Source organism: Bilifractor sp. LCP21S3_F8, from assembly GCF_052117805.1.
GTDB lineage: Bacteria > Bacillota > Clostridia > Lachnospirales > Lachnospiraceae > Bilifractor.
In genome coordinates, this window is the sequence record NZ_JBQKIK010000007.1 from 128485 (window position 1) to 143495 (window position 15011).

At 50.1% G+C, this 15011-nt stretch carries 12 protein-coding genes; 1 reads left to right on the plus strand and 11 read right to left on the minus strand.

What is annotated here, in order from left to right:
- Positions 1-25 precede the first annotated feature (25 nt).
- From ACTQ3A_RS05450 to ACTQ3A_RS05500, 11 genes are all read right to left on the minus strand, one after another.
- Entirely contained in the window at positions 26-295 is a 270-nt protein-coding gene (locus tag ACTQ3A_RS05450; RefSeq protein ID WP_441100046.1) for a kinase to dihydroxyacetone kinase, read from the minus strand.
- A gap of 398 nt (positions 296-693) precedes the next feature.
- Entirely contained in the window at positions 694-2370 is a 1677-nt protein-coding gene (locus tag ACTQ3A_RS05455; protein ID WP_441494263.1) for an ABC transporter substrate-binding protein, read from the minus strand.
- Complete coding sequence (locus tag ACTQ3A_RS05460) at positions 2367-3128, minus strand: ABC transporter permease (protein ID WP_441494297.1); 762 nt, start codon at positions 3126-3128, stop codon at positions 2367-2369. The genes ACTQ3A_RS05455 and ACTQ3A_RS05460 overlap by 4 nt, the downstream gene beginning before the upstream one ends.
- A gap of 35 nt (positions 3129-3163) precedes the next feature.
- On the minus strand, positions 3164-3949 hold the full coding sequence (locus tag ACTQ3A_RS05465) for an ABC transporter permease (protein WP_441494262.1): 786 nt from the start codon (positions 3947-3949) through the stop codon (positions 3164-3166).
- Positions 3950-4049: 100 nt separating this feature from the next.
- Positions 4050-5492 (minus strand): polyamine ABC transporter ATP-binding protein, encoded by a 1443-nt coding sequence (gene potA, locus ACTQ3A_RS05470; RefSeq protein ID WP_441474333.1) that lies wholly within the window; start codon positions 5490-5492, stop codon positions 4050-4052.
- A 39-nt stretch (positions 5493-5531) separates the two neighbouring features.
- Complete coding sequence (locus ACTQ3A_RS05475) at positions 5532-6089, minus strand: cupin domain-containing protein (protein WP_441494261.1); 558 nt, start codon at positions 6087-6089, stop codon at positions 5532-5534.
- A gap of 435 nt (positions 6090-6524) precedes the next feature.
- Entirely contained in the window at positions 6525-8846 is a 2322-nt protein-coding gene (gene secA, locus ACTQ3A_RS05480; RefSeq protein ID WP_441100039.1) for a preprotein translocase subunit SecA, read from the minus strand.
- Between the two features lie 108 nt (positions 8847-8954).
- The gene (asp3, locus tag ACTQ3A_RS05485) at positions 8955-9431 is read right to left on the minus strand and encodes an accessory Sec system protein Asp3 (protein WP_441100037.1); all 477 of its coding nucleotides are present in this window, start codon (positions 9429-9431) and stop codon (positions 8955-8957) included.
- A 3-nt stretch (positions 9432-9434) separates the two neighbouring features.
- The gene (gene asp2 / locus ACTQ3A_RS05490) at positions 9435-10934 is read right to left on the minus strand and encodes an accessory Sec system protein Asp2 (RefSeq protein ID WP_441100035.1); all 1500 of its coding nucleotides are present in this window, start codon (positions 10932-10934) and stop codon (positions 9435-9437) included.
- Positions 10924-12531, minus strand: a complete 1608-nt coding sequence (gene asp1, locus ACTQ3A_RS05495) for an accessory Sec system protein Asp1 (RefSeq protein ID WP_441100033.1) — start codon at positions 12529-12531, stop codon at positions 10924-10926. Before asp1 ends, asp2 begins: the two co-directional genes overlap by 11 nt.
- A 25-nt stretch (positions 12532-12556) precedes the next feature.
- On the minus strand, positions 12557-13756 hold the full coding sequence (locus ACTQ3A_RS05500) for a hypothetical protein (RefSeq protein WP_441100031.1): 1200 nt from the start codon (positions 13754-13756) through the stop codon (positions 12557-12559).
- 436 nt (positions 13757-14192) lie between these two features.
- On the opposite strand from ACTQ3A_RS05500, the gene ACTQ3A_RS05505 reads away from it, so the two are divergent.
- Positions 14193-14417 carry a hypothetical protein gene (locus ACTQ3A_RS05505; protein ID WP_441495258.1) on the plus strand — a complete coding sequence of 75 codons (225 nt, stop codon included), beginning with the start codon at positions 14193-14195 and terminating at the stop codon, positions 14415-14417.
- The last annotated feature ends 594 nt before the right edge of the window (positions 14418-15011 follow it).

The following is a 15011-nucleotide window of genomic DNA, read 5'->3' on the forward strand; positions in this document are numbered from 1 at the left end:
GACGGAAAAATACTCCTTGAATCGTTCAGCCCTTCAGTCCACGTGTCTGACGATCCATATCTTCCACCACAATATCAAAAATCTCACCGAGAGATCTTCCGTATTTCAGGATATCCCAGGGCTCATTTGTGTGGAAATGGATCTTGATAAGATCCTCATCGCCCGCGGCAATCAGGCTGTCACCTTTGAAATGCTCTGTGATATATTCAGAGATCTCATCCTCATCCAGATCCTCACCTTCAATCAGGAGCTGGGTGTCATAGCGGAATTCAAGTGTCTGTTTTGGAAGTTTCATATATTGTCTCCTTACATATTTTTTGTCTCTTACACACGCTTCGCGCGTGACGATCCTGTCTGCGTTTTCGAAGAGCTTTTTGTATCACGAACTGTATAAGTCCCCGCGTCACTTCGCTGCTTAGCAGCTTCCGTGCCGCTAACAGGTATGAGCATTCTCGCGCTGCTTCACATCGCTCCATGCTCTGTGTGAGCGGATGTGGCTCACTGCCCGCGCATATTCGCGTTTCCGCCGTGTTTCACACGGCTTCACGCTCATACCTGTTGCCTTCGAAATCGCATACAGTCTCTTACACACGCTTCGCGCGTGACGATCCTGTCTGCGTTTTCGAAGAGCTTATACAGTATTATACCATACTTCTTTGTGGGGGTGTAGGACTGAAAAAGGCGGACGGGGTATCATTTGTCCATTTTTCTCTTTCGGATCCGGAGGGCGCTGAGCCAAGTAATTCCCGCTACTGCGGCGATGGTAAGTATCCATCCCCATACCGGCATCTTGCGGATATTGAAGCATCGGACATTGACCCACATCTGGTTGATTACACTGTTTTTCTGAGGATTAAAGTAGATCATGATTGAGGACCGGCTGATGGCATCGCTGCTCGGGTACTGTGCGGAGAGCTGCCGTTTCGTCTGCTCTTCCGGAACCTTCAGGACATAATCTCCCGTTCCGTCCGGAGAGAAGAAATAATTGACATCATAATCCACGGTGTCCTTTTCATCCGGTTCCGCTCCGTAATTCCATTTCAGATACTCAAAGATCCTCGGATCCGTACCTCCGGAGATGACTGAAGTATATCCGATATAATACATATTCCGGATGACATTGTCCGGCCGTGAGAGAAAGTTGATAAATGCTTCGGCAGCCTGCTGCTTCTGCGTATCTTTTCCGATCCCCCTCTTGAGCATCACCCAGCCGTCGAAGTAGATGTTGGTAGCCTCCCTGGGCACTGCAAAATTGAGGGTGTAATTATCTTCGTCTGCCTGATCCATCGTATAGACCGCGTCTCCGGACCACTGGTAATTCGCAAGCACCTTCCCGGTAATCATATCTGCCTTTCCGGCATCGGTCTCGAAGGAGTAAACATTATCCTTCACATTCTGAAGATAATCCTGAACTTCGGCGATCATCTCCGGAGATGTGTCATTCATGACATCCTCCAGGTTCTGATGATAGTCCGGGTCATTCACAAAAGCTGCAGAAGTAAGCTCTTTAGATTTCAGGGCACCGATCGCCATAAAGTAAGAGTCTCTTACATTGTCCTTGATCGTCAGCTTTCGTCTGAACTTCGGATTATCGAAAAGCGTCCACGTGGAAGCCTCATCCTCAGTTATGTATTTCGGATTATAGACAATACCGGTAATGCCCCACATGTATCCCGCCGCATATTTTCCCCAGGTCTCTCCGTTGATTTCCTTTGACTGAAAAATATTGTTGATATAGGGGGATACGCCGCGCGAATAGTAATTATTTGTATCACTGGTATCATAAAAATGATCGGAAAGCGGAAGAAGCTGGTCTTCGGACATCAGCTTCATGATCATGTATTCAGAGGGACAGATCAGATCGTACACATCTCCGAGCGTGAGCATGTTGTACAGATCCTCATTTGTACCGAAGGTTGAATACTCAACCCGGACTTTTTTGCCGTAGGTCTGATAGTACCAGGTTTCAAAATCATCAATCAGAGAGTTCTTCCCGAAGATATCTCCGCTGTCCAGATCAATTGTTTCATCCTCACTCCAGTCACCGGTGTCAATATATTCTTCCCAGTTGCAGACACGAAGCGTGATGACATCGTCCTTATCTTTTGCGTCCGTTCCGGAGGATGATCCGCTTACGGTCTTTGCGCCTGTTCCTGAGGAGGCGCTGTTGGCGATTTCTGATTTTTTTCCGAAAGCGGCGCTGCTTGCGGCTTCTGCATCCGTTCCGGAAGAAGGGCCGTTTACTGCGACGGTATTTTTCTCCGCAGCCTTATCTTTAGCAGCGGCTGTCTGGATCGCGTAGACAGGCGTTGGTATGTACATCGTACCTGCCAGAAGACCGGCGAGAAGAAATGCAGTTATTTTTTTCATGCTCTTTGCGCCTCCTCTTTTTTCGCGGTACGGATATTCACAATGGCAACAAAGAGAATCACGACGGCAAAAATAATCGTCGAGAGTGCCCACAGAGCCGTCTTGATCGTCGTCTGTGAGCCCTTTGTGGCATTGACAACATAGGTGCTGATGGTATTGAAGGTAGCCGGCTTGGTGTATGTCGTGATGAAATAGTCATCCAGTGACAGCGTGATTGCAAGACCGAATCCGGATATGATGCCCGGAACGATCTGCGGGATGACCACCTGGGTCAGGGCGCCGAATGGAGTGGCTCCGAGATCCAGCGCTGCCTCATACAGCGCGGAGTCCATCTGCCGGATCTTCGGCATGACAGACAGGTAGACAAAGGGCGCGCAGAGGGTGACATGCCCGATCACAAGCGGAACAAAGGTGTCCTTGGAGACGCCGAGTACCACAACGAGCAGAATACAGATGGAGAAACCCGTCACCACATCGGCGTTGATGACCGGGATCTGGTTGATTGTAGAAATCGCGGCATTCACTTTTCTTTTTGAATAGAAGGATCCGATCGCTCCGATCGTTCCGAGAAAAGTGGCAATCACAGCGGAGCCGACTGCCAGAAGCAGCGTTCCGCCGATCATCTGCAGGAGCTCGGGTGTTGTGAACAGCGTTACATAGTTGTGCATGGAGAAACCACGGATGGAGCCGATATTTGTGGCATCTGTGAAGCTGTACACCGCGAGAATGAGGATCGGCAGATACAGAACCAGAAGCATGATGCACAGGAAAACAGACGTTCCGATCTTTTTTTTCACAACAATGCTCCTCCTCTCTGATTATCTTCCTCGCCGGACCCCGAAAGCAGGGTGAACAGGCAGATCAGACCGAGCAGAATCAGCGCGATCATTGATCCCGCGTGCCAGTTGTAAGCGGCAAAATAGCTGCCGATCAGACTTCCCATGATGTAGGTACTGTTGTTCAGCATGTCCAGTACAACATAGTTGGTCATCGCCGGGAGAAAAACCATCGACACACCGCTGATGATTCCCGGAACAGAAAGCGGAAGCGTCACTGAGAGAAAAGTGCTGCGCTCATCCGCGCCGAGATCCATGGCAGCCTCCCGAAGCGCGCCGTCAAGCCTCGAAATCGTCGTATAGATCGGCAGGATCATAAACGGAAGAAAATCGTAGGTCATACCGATCACGGAATTCAGGAAGGGATACATGGAAAGATTCCCCTCCAGGAATGTCAGTATTTCCTTCATGGCGGTGATCCTCAGAGAAAAATTAATCCACATCGGCATCACAAAGATCATGACGATCACTGCTTTGGATTTCAGTGAGCTCATAGCCAGGATATACGCGGTCGGATAAGCCAGAAGCAGGCAGACGATGGTTGTCACCGCCGCTATGGCAAAACTGTATATTAATGTTCCCAGGGCATTCGGATCCGTAAAAAAGCCCGCCAGATTGGCGAAGGTGAAGTGCCCCTGCCCGTTCGTAAAAGCATAGAAAAACAGCACGACAAGAGGCAGCACAACAAACAGGATCAGAAATACCGAGTATGGAATGCCAAGGGTTTTTCTGGAAAATTTCATAATTATCTCCTGTCAGGAAAAATCAAATATAGATAAGTCCAGTCGCAATGTTCCCGGCCCAACGGGGAGCTTGCTCACAAGTAGGCCAGAACATTATCCTTCACTTCTTCCGGTCATAGACAAATTTCATCTTGTCGAGAGGCATGATCAGGCTGACCCGGTCACCCATATTCCAGAGATCCTCATCGTACACGACAAAATCCTGCTCCAGATCAGTCTGGATGACATAGCTGTAGTGGTCGCCCTGATAAATGAGGTTGGAAATATTGCCCTGCACCAGACCGGCATCCTGTTCGTCTGTCATCTCGATATCCTCCGGCTGAATCTCCACCCGGATTCTTGTACGGTTCAGATCAATGACATCCCCCTGCGCGTCGACCAGAGAACCGTCCTCCAGACGACGGCTTCCGGTGATGATCTTCGTGACGCTGGTCTCAATCTTCTGACCGTTGTATTCCAGACGGAAATCTCTGTTGATATCCGCATAAAAGACATTCGTATGATCCTCGGCAATCATGACGTGGATTCCGTCAGGCTCGACAAAGAGGCCGACACGGCTTCCGACAGACGCATTCTTTGTAGACTGGATCTCATACTCATATTTACCGGCAGTCACCGTGATCTCATAATGAATTCCCTTGAATATAACATTGGTTACGGTTCCCTGTACAATGCCCTTTTCCGGAGCGGTGATCTCGATATCCTCCGGGCGCACGACTGCCGTGATATGCGTTCCCTCCGCCACATCATCGACACAGTCAAATTCACCGCCGCCGAAGCGGACTCTGCGCTTTCCGGTCATGATGCCATTGAAGATATTGGACTCACCGATGAAGTCGGCGACAAAAGCATTGATCGGCTCGTTATAGATATCTTCCGGAGTCCCGATCTGCTGGACCTTCCCCTCATTCATGACCACAATCTTGTCCGACATAGTCAATGCCTCCTCCTGATCGTGGGTGACATAGATGAAGGTGATACCGAGCTTGTCATGCATATCTTTCAGCTCGTACTGCATCTCCTGCCTCATCTTCAGATCCAGCGCCCCAAGCGGTTCATCCAGAAGCAGAATCTCCGGTTCATTCACCAGAGCGCGCGCGATGGCAATCCTCTGCTGCTGTCCGCCCGAAAGTGTCGATACATTCCGGCGCTCAAAGCCCTCCAGGTCCACGAGAGCGAGGACCTTTTTCACCTTCTTCTCGATGAGATCCTTCGGAGTCTTCTTCTGTTTCAGGCCATATGCGATGTTGTCGTGAATGTTCATGTGCGGAAAAAGCGCGTATCGCTGAAAGACCGTGTTGATCGGCCGGCGGTACGGCGGCAGATCCGTGATGGATCTGCCGTTCAGCAGGATCTCACCGGAAGTCGGAAGATCAAAACCCGCAATCATCCGGAGCGTCGTGGTTTTTCCGCACCCGGAAGGACCCAGGAAGGTTACGAACTCCCCTCGCTTTACCTCCAGGTTAAAATCCGTCACTGCGCTGAAGCCGTCCTCGAAGGAGCGGGTGACATGTTTCAATTCGATAATATTCGTGCTCTCCATCGTACAAAAACCTCTCAAAATGATATAGAAAAACCTGATTCAGAACATCGGCGGCGTGCTGATCCAGATCAGCTTTGCAGGTCTGGCGGATTGATTCGCAATCCGGTGATCCTTCTCCGTCCTGTAGTAAAAGCTTTCGCCCGCTTTCACGTGATAGACCTTGTCTCCGAGATAGAGACTGATCCGTCCGCTGAGGACGTAGCCGAACTCCTCCCCGGTATGAGGCTTGTCCTCATCCAGAGTTTCATGCGGCTGAATGACGACCAGAAGCGGCTCCATCTGAAACTTCAGGGCACCCGGGATCAGCCATGTCCGGCTGTTTCCTGCATCATCCGTCTTGACAAAGTAATCTCCGGCGGAGAAGACAACCTGCTCCTTCTCCCCTTCCTTAAAAAAATCCGCCGGCGTCGTGCCGAGGATTTCAATCAGATTCATCAGCGTCTCCACGGAAGGCGACACCTGCCCGTTTTCCAGCTGCGAGATAAAGCCCTTTGTGAGCTCGGACCGGTCCGCCAGCTCCTGCTGCGTCAGATCATTCCGGTTTCGCAGGTCCCGGATCCGTCTGCCGATGTTGGCATTAATTTCATCTGTATTCATTAAGATTAATCCTTTCGGTTGTCATAGGCGGAAGCCCAACGTCTTCAGGTCGTGAGCAGTTGATGTCACACGCTGCCTCAGATTGTGCCATACTCTGCAAGTAAACACAAAGTGTTCTGACGCTAAACCATTTATCCAGAGAAGATTATACTAGCAATAAACAAAAAGTCAACTATTAATGATACAGTTAACATTGCAACGAGATAAAACACGCTGCGCGAGTTTTATCTCGCTATCGCGACGCTCCGCCGCACACGAATACTTCGCATTCGGCTGCGGCTCACTGTTCGCGTAAAAAAACAGGTATGAGCACGCAGTGACGCATTAGCGGCACTTGAATGCTCATACCTGTTAGCGGCACGGAAGCTGTGAGGCGTCGGGAGAACACAGCTGCAGCAATATTTTGCGGTTCTTCTCCGCGTAATGAATATTACACTACGGAAATATAATATTCATCTCCCCGTTTGCGTCTGTTTCCGGATCACCCAGGAAGAAATTCCTCGTGATGTTCTTCTTCATGGCCTCCTTCATGTCCTCGAAGGAATGATAGGCTTCCCGGCTGTACTCAAAAACAGGGTTTCTCTGCGCCGTGCCGCGTGTCGTAATGGCGTACTGCAGCTGCTGCAGGTAATCCACCTCTTCCACCCATCCGTCGTCAAGCGCGCGGAGGATACATTGGCGCATGTAGTCCTGTGCCTGCTCCTGATGATCAAAAGTAGAGATTTTCCGGTCATAGAGCTTTGCGGCATACTGCTGCATTCGCCGGAGAAGCTCGTTCGGATCTTTATGAGGTGTCAGAATCTCCGGGTCCAGCTCGTAAGAAAGATTGTCCAGAACATACCGGGTAAGTTCATGTTCCTGCAAGTCCGGATGTGATTTTACAAAGGACGTCAGCGCATCGTTGATGATGCCCCACATTGTCTCTCTGTCGATCTGTGCCCGGTCAAGCAGCCGGTTTCTCGCACCGTAGAGAATTTCGCGCTGGCGGCGCAGAATCTTATCGTACCGCACCGCCTGTTCACGGGTAGAGATGCTCTGCTCCTCCCTCGTCTTCTGCGCACTGTTGATCAGATGTCTGAGCTTCCACGGAGAAACCGGACGGCTGCGATCCAGATATTCCTCGGCCTTTTCGGAATACATCGTCATGACAATGTCATCCTCCAGAGAAACAAAAAACTGGGAGGATCCGGGATCTCCCTGCCGCCCGGCACGTCCTCTCGCCTGCCGCTCCAGGCGGAGATTTTCCATTCGGCCGATACCGATGACAGCCAGCCCGCCGAGTACGTCTACTCCTTTCTCCAGTTTGATATCCGTGCCGCGGCCGGCCATACCGGTAGACACGGTCACGGCATTTCGCATGCCGGCAGCCGCGATGATCTCAGCCTCCCAGTAGGCATTGTCCGCGTTCAGGACGCTGTGCGGCACACTCTTGTCCACCAGCATATGTGAGAAAATCTGCGTATCCTGAATGGTGGCAGTCACAATAAGCACCGGCTGCCCCTTTCTGTGGCATTTCAATGTCTCCTCAAGTGCTGCCCGGAACTGTTCCTGCGCGGTTACAAAATAACGGTCCTTCCGGTCAACGCGGCGCAGTTTTTTGTGCGGCGGTACGACAACAACCCTCTTATGATAGACCGAGCGCAGCTCCTGCCGGGCGTTTGAAATCGTACCGCTCATTCCGCACATTTTGGGGAACATAAGAAACAGGTTCTGATATGTGATGGAGGCGACAGAGCGCTGCTCCTGCGTCAGGGGCACATGCTCCTTCTGCTCCAGAGCCTGGTGCTCGCCGCCGCGCAGCTTCATTCCCGGGAGACTTCGACCGGTGTCATTATCCAGAAGGACAATCTCATCCTGATCGGAAACCAGATAATCCTCCTGCCGCTTCAACAGCACATGCGCCCGGAGAGCCAGTGTGACATGACGGTTGATCTCGAAGTTTCTGTGATTATAATAGTCGCTGATGCCGAAAAAACGCTCGGCATAGGCAACTCCGTGATCCGTCAGCCACACCGCCTTATCCTCGGTCAGATAGTCGCGGTCTTCCTTTAAGGTGGATACAAAAAAATCTGTCATCTCATAGAGATTTGACTGCACACGGGGAGAACCCGAGATCACCAGCGGCATCTGCGCACCGTCCAGCAGCACAGAATCCGCCTCATCAATAATGATAAAATAAAAATCGCGCAGAAAACGATCCTCTGCGCGCCTCACCAGATTGTTCAGCAGGTAATCAAAGGCCAGAGCTCCATGCGTCGTATAGAGAATATCCGCGCTGTAATTTTTCCTTTTCTGGTCATTGGTCAGTGTCTGGCCGGGCTGCCGTGTTACACCTGCCCGCTCCGTCAGACCCATGAACGAAAATACAGGACGCATCTGGGCCGCGTCACGATAAGCCAGATATTCATTTGCCGTTACCAGAATGGTGCTTTTCCCCGTCAGGGCATGCAGATACAGGGGCATGGTCGCCGTCAGAGTCTTTCCCTCTCCGGTATTCATCTCCACGAGGCAGTCGTGATGCATCGCGACAGCGCCATATATCTGATTGTCATACGGATATTTACCGAGGACACGGCGGTCCGCTTCACAGATCGCCGCATAGGCTTCCGGAAGAATCTGATCCAGAGTCCTGCCGCTTCTCAGCTGTGATTTCAAATCAGTTGTCACCGCCTGAAGCTGTTCATCACTCAGGCCGGCCATCCTCCGGGCGCAGGCTTTGACCTTCCCTGTGATGTTCATAAAATATCTATTCGTCATAGTGATTACCGTTCTTTCCGACAGGCATAATTATTCTCATTCTTACCGAGAGACATAATGATGCCCGTTCTCACTGATAGACATAATTATTCTCATTCTTTCCGATCATCATCGTTGGTCCGTTTTTTCCGAGATTGTAAAAGAGTGAAAATGAAACGCATGTCCGCCTGCGCAGATCAGCTGTGCCTTGTAACTGTACGTCTTCAGCGGACACCTGAAATCCATCTCCGGCTGATCGACGATCAGGTTTCCTGCTTCTTCTCCGTTTTTTCCGAAAAATACCAGCTGAAGGAAGATGCCCCCGGGAACCTCACAATCCAGATCCACGGTAATGTGATACCTTCCCTCCCCATCGATAATCGGGAGGGAAGGTTCGATTCGGCCCGCCTGAAAATTTACCATGGAGTACCAGGTCTTGATGGCTGTCCCGGGCGGAATCAGCGCATTTCGGAAAAATACGTCATCCAGGGACAGAAATTCAATTTCCGATCCGTACAGATATGCGTCACTGGTATATTCCCTCCAGTACACGGTCCATATTTTTCCTTTATTATTCTTAGTATCCTTATTTATCTTATCTTCCATAATTCAGGACTCCCGCTCTCTGCCGAAAGCATCCCGGAGAACCCTCCGGAACTGCCTCAAAAACCAGAAGACAATACCGGAGGTATCATCATTATGACGCCCGTGCAGTCCCTTTCCGATCACCTTCGCACCCCTGCCCTGCATATGCGAGAGCAGATCCTGATAGGCAGCGGCGTCGTAGTCATCTTCGATCATATATGCGATGTAGAACGAACGCCCGGTCCAGTCGGTACGGTTAAAGGTATCCCAGAAGTGCTGATTCATCTGATCAGAAGCGGTCTGATCCAGATGATGATACTGCTTCCACAGCACATCCAGGGAAGTGGGAAAGCCACCCGGCCGTTGAATGCGTTCGGCCTTCGCCATGCTTCCCAGATTGACCAGAGGCTTTCCCACAATGATATAACCCGGGCGAATCATAGAGCCATAGTACAAGGCTCCGAATGTACCCATCGAGAGACCGGAGAAGATCACCTGTTCCGGGGAAAATCCCAGTTCCTGCATGGCCTGCTCAATAACCTTCTTCATGCATGTCTCGTATTCCTCATCTCCGAGATAAAAATCTCCGCCTTCCAGCCTGGCCTCACTGATCAGCAGAAAGGGTGTTCCCATCCGCCGCATCATATGATAACCCTCGAAGCCCTCCATGGTTTTGTACCCGGAAAAATATACACAGAGCGGAGGCTTGAAATCGCCCGGATCCAGATACGCAAAGATTTCCTCCCGGTTTCCGGTAACAATTCTCCTGCCGCCGGGCAGAAAACTACCGGCGCCGCGCCGTGAATAACGGTCATGCAGCGCAATGACATGAAGCGTACCTTTCCCCCGGGCGTTCAGAGATACAAACACCGGACCGTCCTTCTTCTTATTATCAATGGTCACCGGCTGCCGCAGTGCTGCCTCATCGAATTTCCAGATTTTCTGAATGGAAGCAACACTGCCCGCAGCAAACTGGACGATCTGCAGCTCGATCCCGACATCACCCTCCGTCTGATATTCAAGCCAGAAATCAATGGCCTGCCCTTCTTCTACGGGAATATTGCCCCGCCAATAGAGCGCCTGCTTCATGTGATCGCCGAAATCGCCCTCCATGACGGTTTCCGTGAATCCGTTCCAGTGTACCCTGCCCTGAAAACCGGGCGCAATTGCCATCGTATGCGGGTCATATTTCTCACCATAAGGCCGACCGAAATAATTCGGAAGCTGTTTTTCCAGAAACGACGGCAATTCATCTCGCGCGATTCTGCTTCCGCACCGGCTGCGCATCAGATATTTCATCCGGTCAGTCAGAGAGATATCATCCAGAACAAACAAACTGTATGCGCGCACAATTCTGGACAGAATATCCACTTCCGGATCTGCGAGAACACGATCAATGACCGCAACATCATATTCCGTGTCAGAAAGCTTCAGTTCGGGCTCATAATTCCAATCCGTATCCGGAGGCAGTGTAAAACGGCCGGAATAATTGATCCCTCCAAGCTGCAATGCTCTAATGTTCAACGTTCTCTAAAATCTCCTTCCAGGATTGAACAAGCTGTTCCGTCGAAAAACGGCTGCCCAGCTCGTACGAGGCAATCTGCGCCTGATTGACATGCGCGATGCTGCTCAGATAATAATCCAAAGCATCCGGCAGATCCGAAAGATTTCGGACAAGGATGCCGTTTTTGCCATCCGCGAAATAATCGGTTTCCTGACCGGCAATCTGTGGGATTCCCATGCTCATCGCTGAAATCTGAAGGAACTGGTCCGGAACCGGCTGCAGATCTACTACGATTCGCTGTTCCCGCAATTTCTGACTGACTGTCATCTCATCCACACACTGGGCCACCGAAAAAACACAGGCAGCCTGTTCCTGAAAGTCAATTCTGCTCTCACTGACCTTATCATCCTCTCTGGCCAGTTCCGGATTCATGCGGGCGGCACGAAGCGCCTTCCGTGCCTTATGCATCAGGCGGCTCTTTCTGTCGTATGCGGAAGAACGTGTGAACATGCAGACACGGGCACGATGATTCCGGGTCAGAATGTAGTTCGCAAGCAGAACGACAAGTGTGTTGAAATCTTCATCATTGATCTGATCCACAGCCAGCAGAATATTCTGCACGGGCAGATGAAGGCTGTTGCCGGATTCCTCACGCGAATCATAGGGTGTGATCACGCGGACCGGTTTCTGAAGCCCTGTTTGCTCCTGAATCCTCCGGGCCGTCACATTCTTATCCGCCACAATCGCATCGGCATCCTTCATCAGCTGCCGGTCCGTCTCCCCGATGCCGTTTTCATCCAGTCGGCGCGCAAAAAAGGAAAGAACGGTCTTTCGGTTTTTCATGACCTGCGCCAGAACAGGCGAATGAAGCCGATGTACCGCGATCACGAAAATATCCGCGTTCGATGTCAGTTTCAGGTTCTCCTGCAGAACCTCCGTGATCATCGCCTCTATATCGGGGTATTCCAGTCTCTGATAATTCACCTTCCTGGGAGATTCGTGCTTTTGATCATTCAGGTTCACGAAATACCAGCTGCTGTCCGGGTTGATCAGAACATGGCCGTCATCCAGAAAACGGGCGAACTTCCATACACCGTCTTCATTAAAATACTGCTCCCGGTAAGCGATCCCGTCGCGGTAGACGATCTGACAGGACATGAACCCCCGGTCATCATAATAATTGGAACAGATCCGGTCATCATTTTTGAACATGTCCACACGGAACATATTGCCGTCTTCCGCAAATTCGATCTGCGCGTATTTCTTCTGGTTTCGCCGGACAATCACCGCGAATGGCGAATAGATGAATTCCACATCACCCGGCCAGGAAAGATCATGGAAAGAGAAAAGGACGGTGCGGTCCGAAGCAATGCCCTGCATGGCATCAAAGCAGGACCAGTAAGGAGCATGATAGACACCCTGCCGGTGGAGAAAATGGCGGAAATTCGGCGAAAAGCCAAGCAGCATAATTTTAAAAGGAGCTGCTTTTTTCCGGAAAAACAGCTGAATCTGCTTGACCGTGTCATCGAACTCCGTCACGGTACGGGAACGATACCAGACCTGCTCATTCTCCTTCCAGTCACCATTTTGATACCAGGCAGGAATAAAATACTGCATAAATGATTCCTTTCACAAACTGTGCCTATAAGTATGAAAATCTATACGCGTCATAACGATAATAGGTCTGAATTTCCTGAATCAGACTGCAGATGATACTCACCAGGATCATGCCGGACGATGGAATCAGTGCCAGCGATGCAGGAATGTCATGATTCAGAGATAAAATCAAAGAGACTGACATACACCCTGCCTGGAGCAATCCGCTGATCATACTCCATTTCAGGACAATCTTCACCAGATACCGTTTCGTTTTTTCCCCGGCATAGACACCAATGATGCTGTCGCCGTTTTGCTGAAGCTGACGCGCGCTTTCCGCCGGATTCAGCATGATGAAAGAAAATGCGACCGACAGGCAGAAAATAATGATTAAATACAGCGTGGTTCCCGGCAGCTCAGTCATCAGCAAGTTCTGCAATACACCGGCAAACGCATGATCAGACGGTATCACATAGGTCAAAAACAGAATCACGTATCGAATAATGACCAGAAAAGAAGACGCAAACATCACGGGCATGATACCTACAGGGTTGCGCTTGTATGCAATATAGTTCTGGTCGGCGTGAATATTGTGAATGGATACGCGCTGAAGAGGCACTTTAATAATAGAATTCTCCATAAAGATGGTGACGACGACGATGCCCGCAGTCGTCAGAATCAGTACAGGATATCGGAAAAAATGATACATCGTCAGATTGGAAGCCAGTGACGTGATCACATTTAACAAAATAATGGGCATAGATGCACCGATTCCATGCTTCTCATTTGTCTTGCACAAGAAATATGTGACCATGGCACCGGCTATCATTTCCAGGATCACAAGCAGCCGGACCATAGATGCAGGTCCAGCGTCTTCACGAAACGTCAGATTCAGCGACTGAATAACAGACATGAAAACCGAGAAGATAACGGCCGTGATCAGCATCCATCGATCCTGCTTCTGCTTGGAAATTTTCGTCCGGCTGTTTATATTTTTCAAAGAACTAATTATCTGTACCAGCAGAGAAGCGTTGATGAAGGGCATGATGCCCAGCGACATAAGCGTCCGCTGATATCGATCACCGCTGAGCATCGTTGTTACAATGGACTGGACATTTCCGGGAGAATCATCAAAAGCGGTCACGACTCCATAAAGAGTAATGCTTCTGCCTGCTAAATATATGAGTAATACCAGAACCGAAAAAAGGATTCTCTTACACAATTCATGTGTTCTTGTAGTTTCCATAAAGCTGTATTTTCTCTCTGTCTATATATCAGGAAGACTAAACGATATGTAATCTTTCCATAATTGTTGATAGCCTCTCCAAATACCATATTATCAGGGCTTTATAACCTGTAGTGGGATTACTTCATTTAACGTCTCAATCTCCGATGTTGACGCAGCATCACTTTGCGCGCCGCCTCCGGCAGGTGCTGCAGTTGACGCGGCGCTCATATCGGTTCCGGAAGCTGCAGCATCAGCTGCTGGTGTGTTGCTGGATAATGCGCTGAGCGAATCCTCCAGAGAGACACTTAAACTGTTGGATATACTGTTGCTGTTCTCCGTTTCGGATTCCGACGCCGCAGTCGATGCTGAAGCAGACTTGCTTTCACTTGCCGCAGCACTCGCACTGTCACTGGAACTTGCGCGCTGACTGGCTCTTGCTGATTCATCTGTTGAGGTGGAAGACGATTCACTGAAAGAAACAGAACCTGACTCATTCGTTAAACCATCTGCAGAAGCAGACACAGCGTCACGGCCTGAAACTGACACACTCTCAGATGTAAACATATTCACTGTTGCGGCACTCGCCGTCGCTGTACCTGCTGTTATAGCAGTTGTCGCTGCTGCACTTGTCAAAGCCGCACTCGCTGATATCGGAGCCGACTCAGAAATCGATACATAGGCTGATACACTAGTACTATCACTAACGCTTCTGACTGCCGATTCACTTGTGGAAGCGCTCCAGGACGTACTCTCACTCTCAAATGCACTTTCTGACTCGTATTCGCTTTCACTCTTAGAGGTACTTTCTGATTCAGATACGCGCTCACTCTCCGATGTGCTTACCGATTCGAAATCACTCTCGGATGTACTTGTACTTGATGAGATACTTGCACTGATCGAAGTACTTGTACTACCAGAAGCACTTACACTATCGGAAGTACTTGCACTGGTCAAAGCGCTCAAACTGTCTGACATACTCAGCGAGTTTGAAGTTCTCTGACTCTCACTGTTCGACAAAGAAGCAGACCGGCTGATGCTTTCAGATTGAGTTACAGACGCGCTTTCCCTTGTCGAAGCACTTACGCTACCGAAAGCACTTGCACTACCGGAAGCACTTGCACTACCAGAAGCACTTACACTATCGGAAGCACTTACACTACCGGAAGCACTTACACTATCGGAAGTACTTGCACTGGTCAAAGCGCTCAAACTGTCTGACATACTCAGCGAGTTTGAAGTTCTCTGACTCTCACTGTTCGACAAAGAAGCAGAC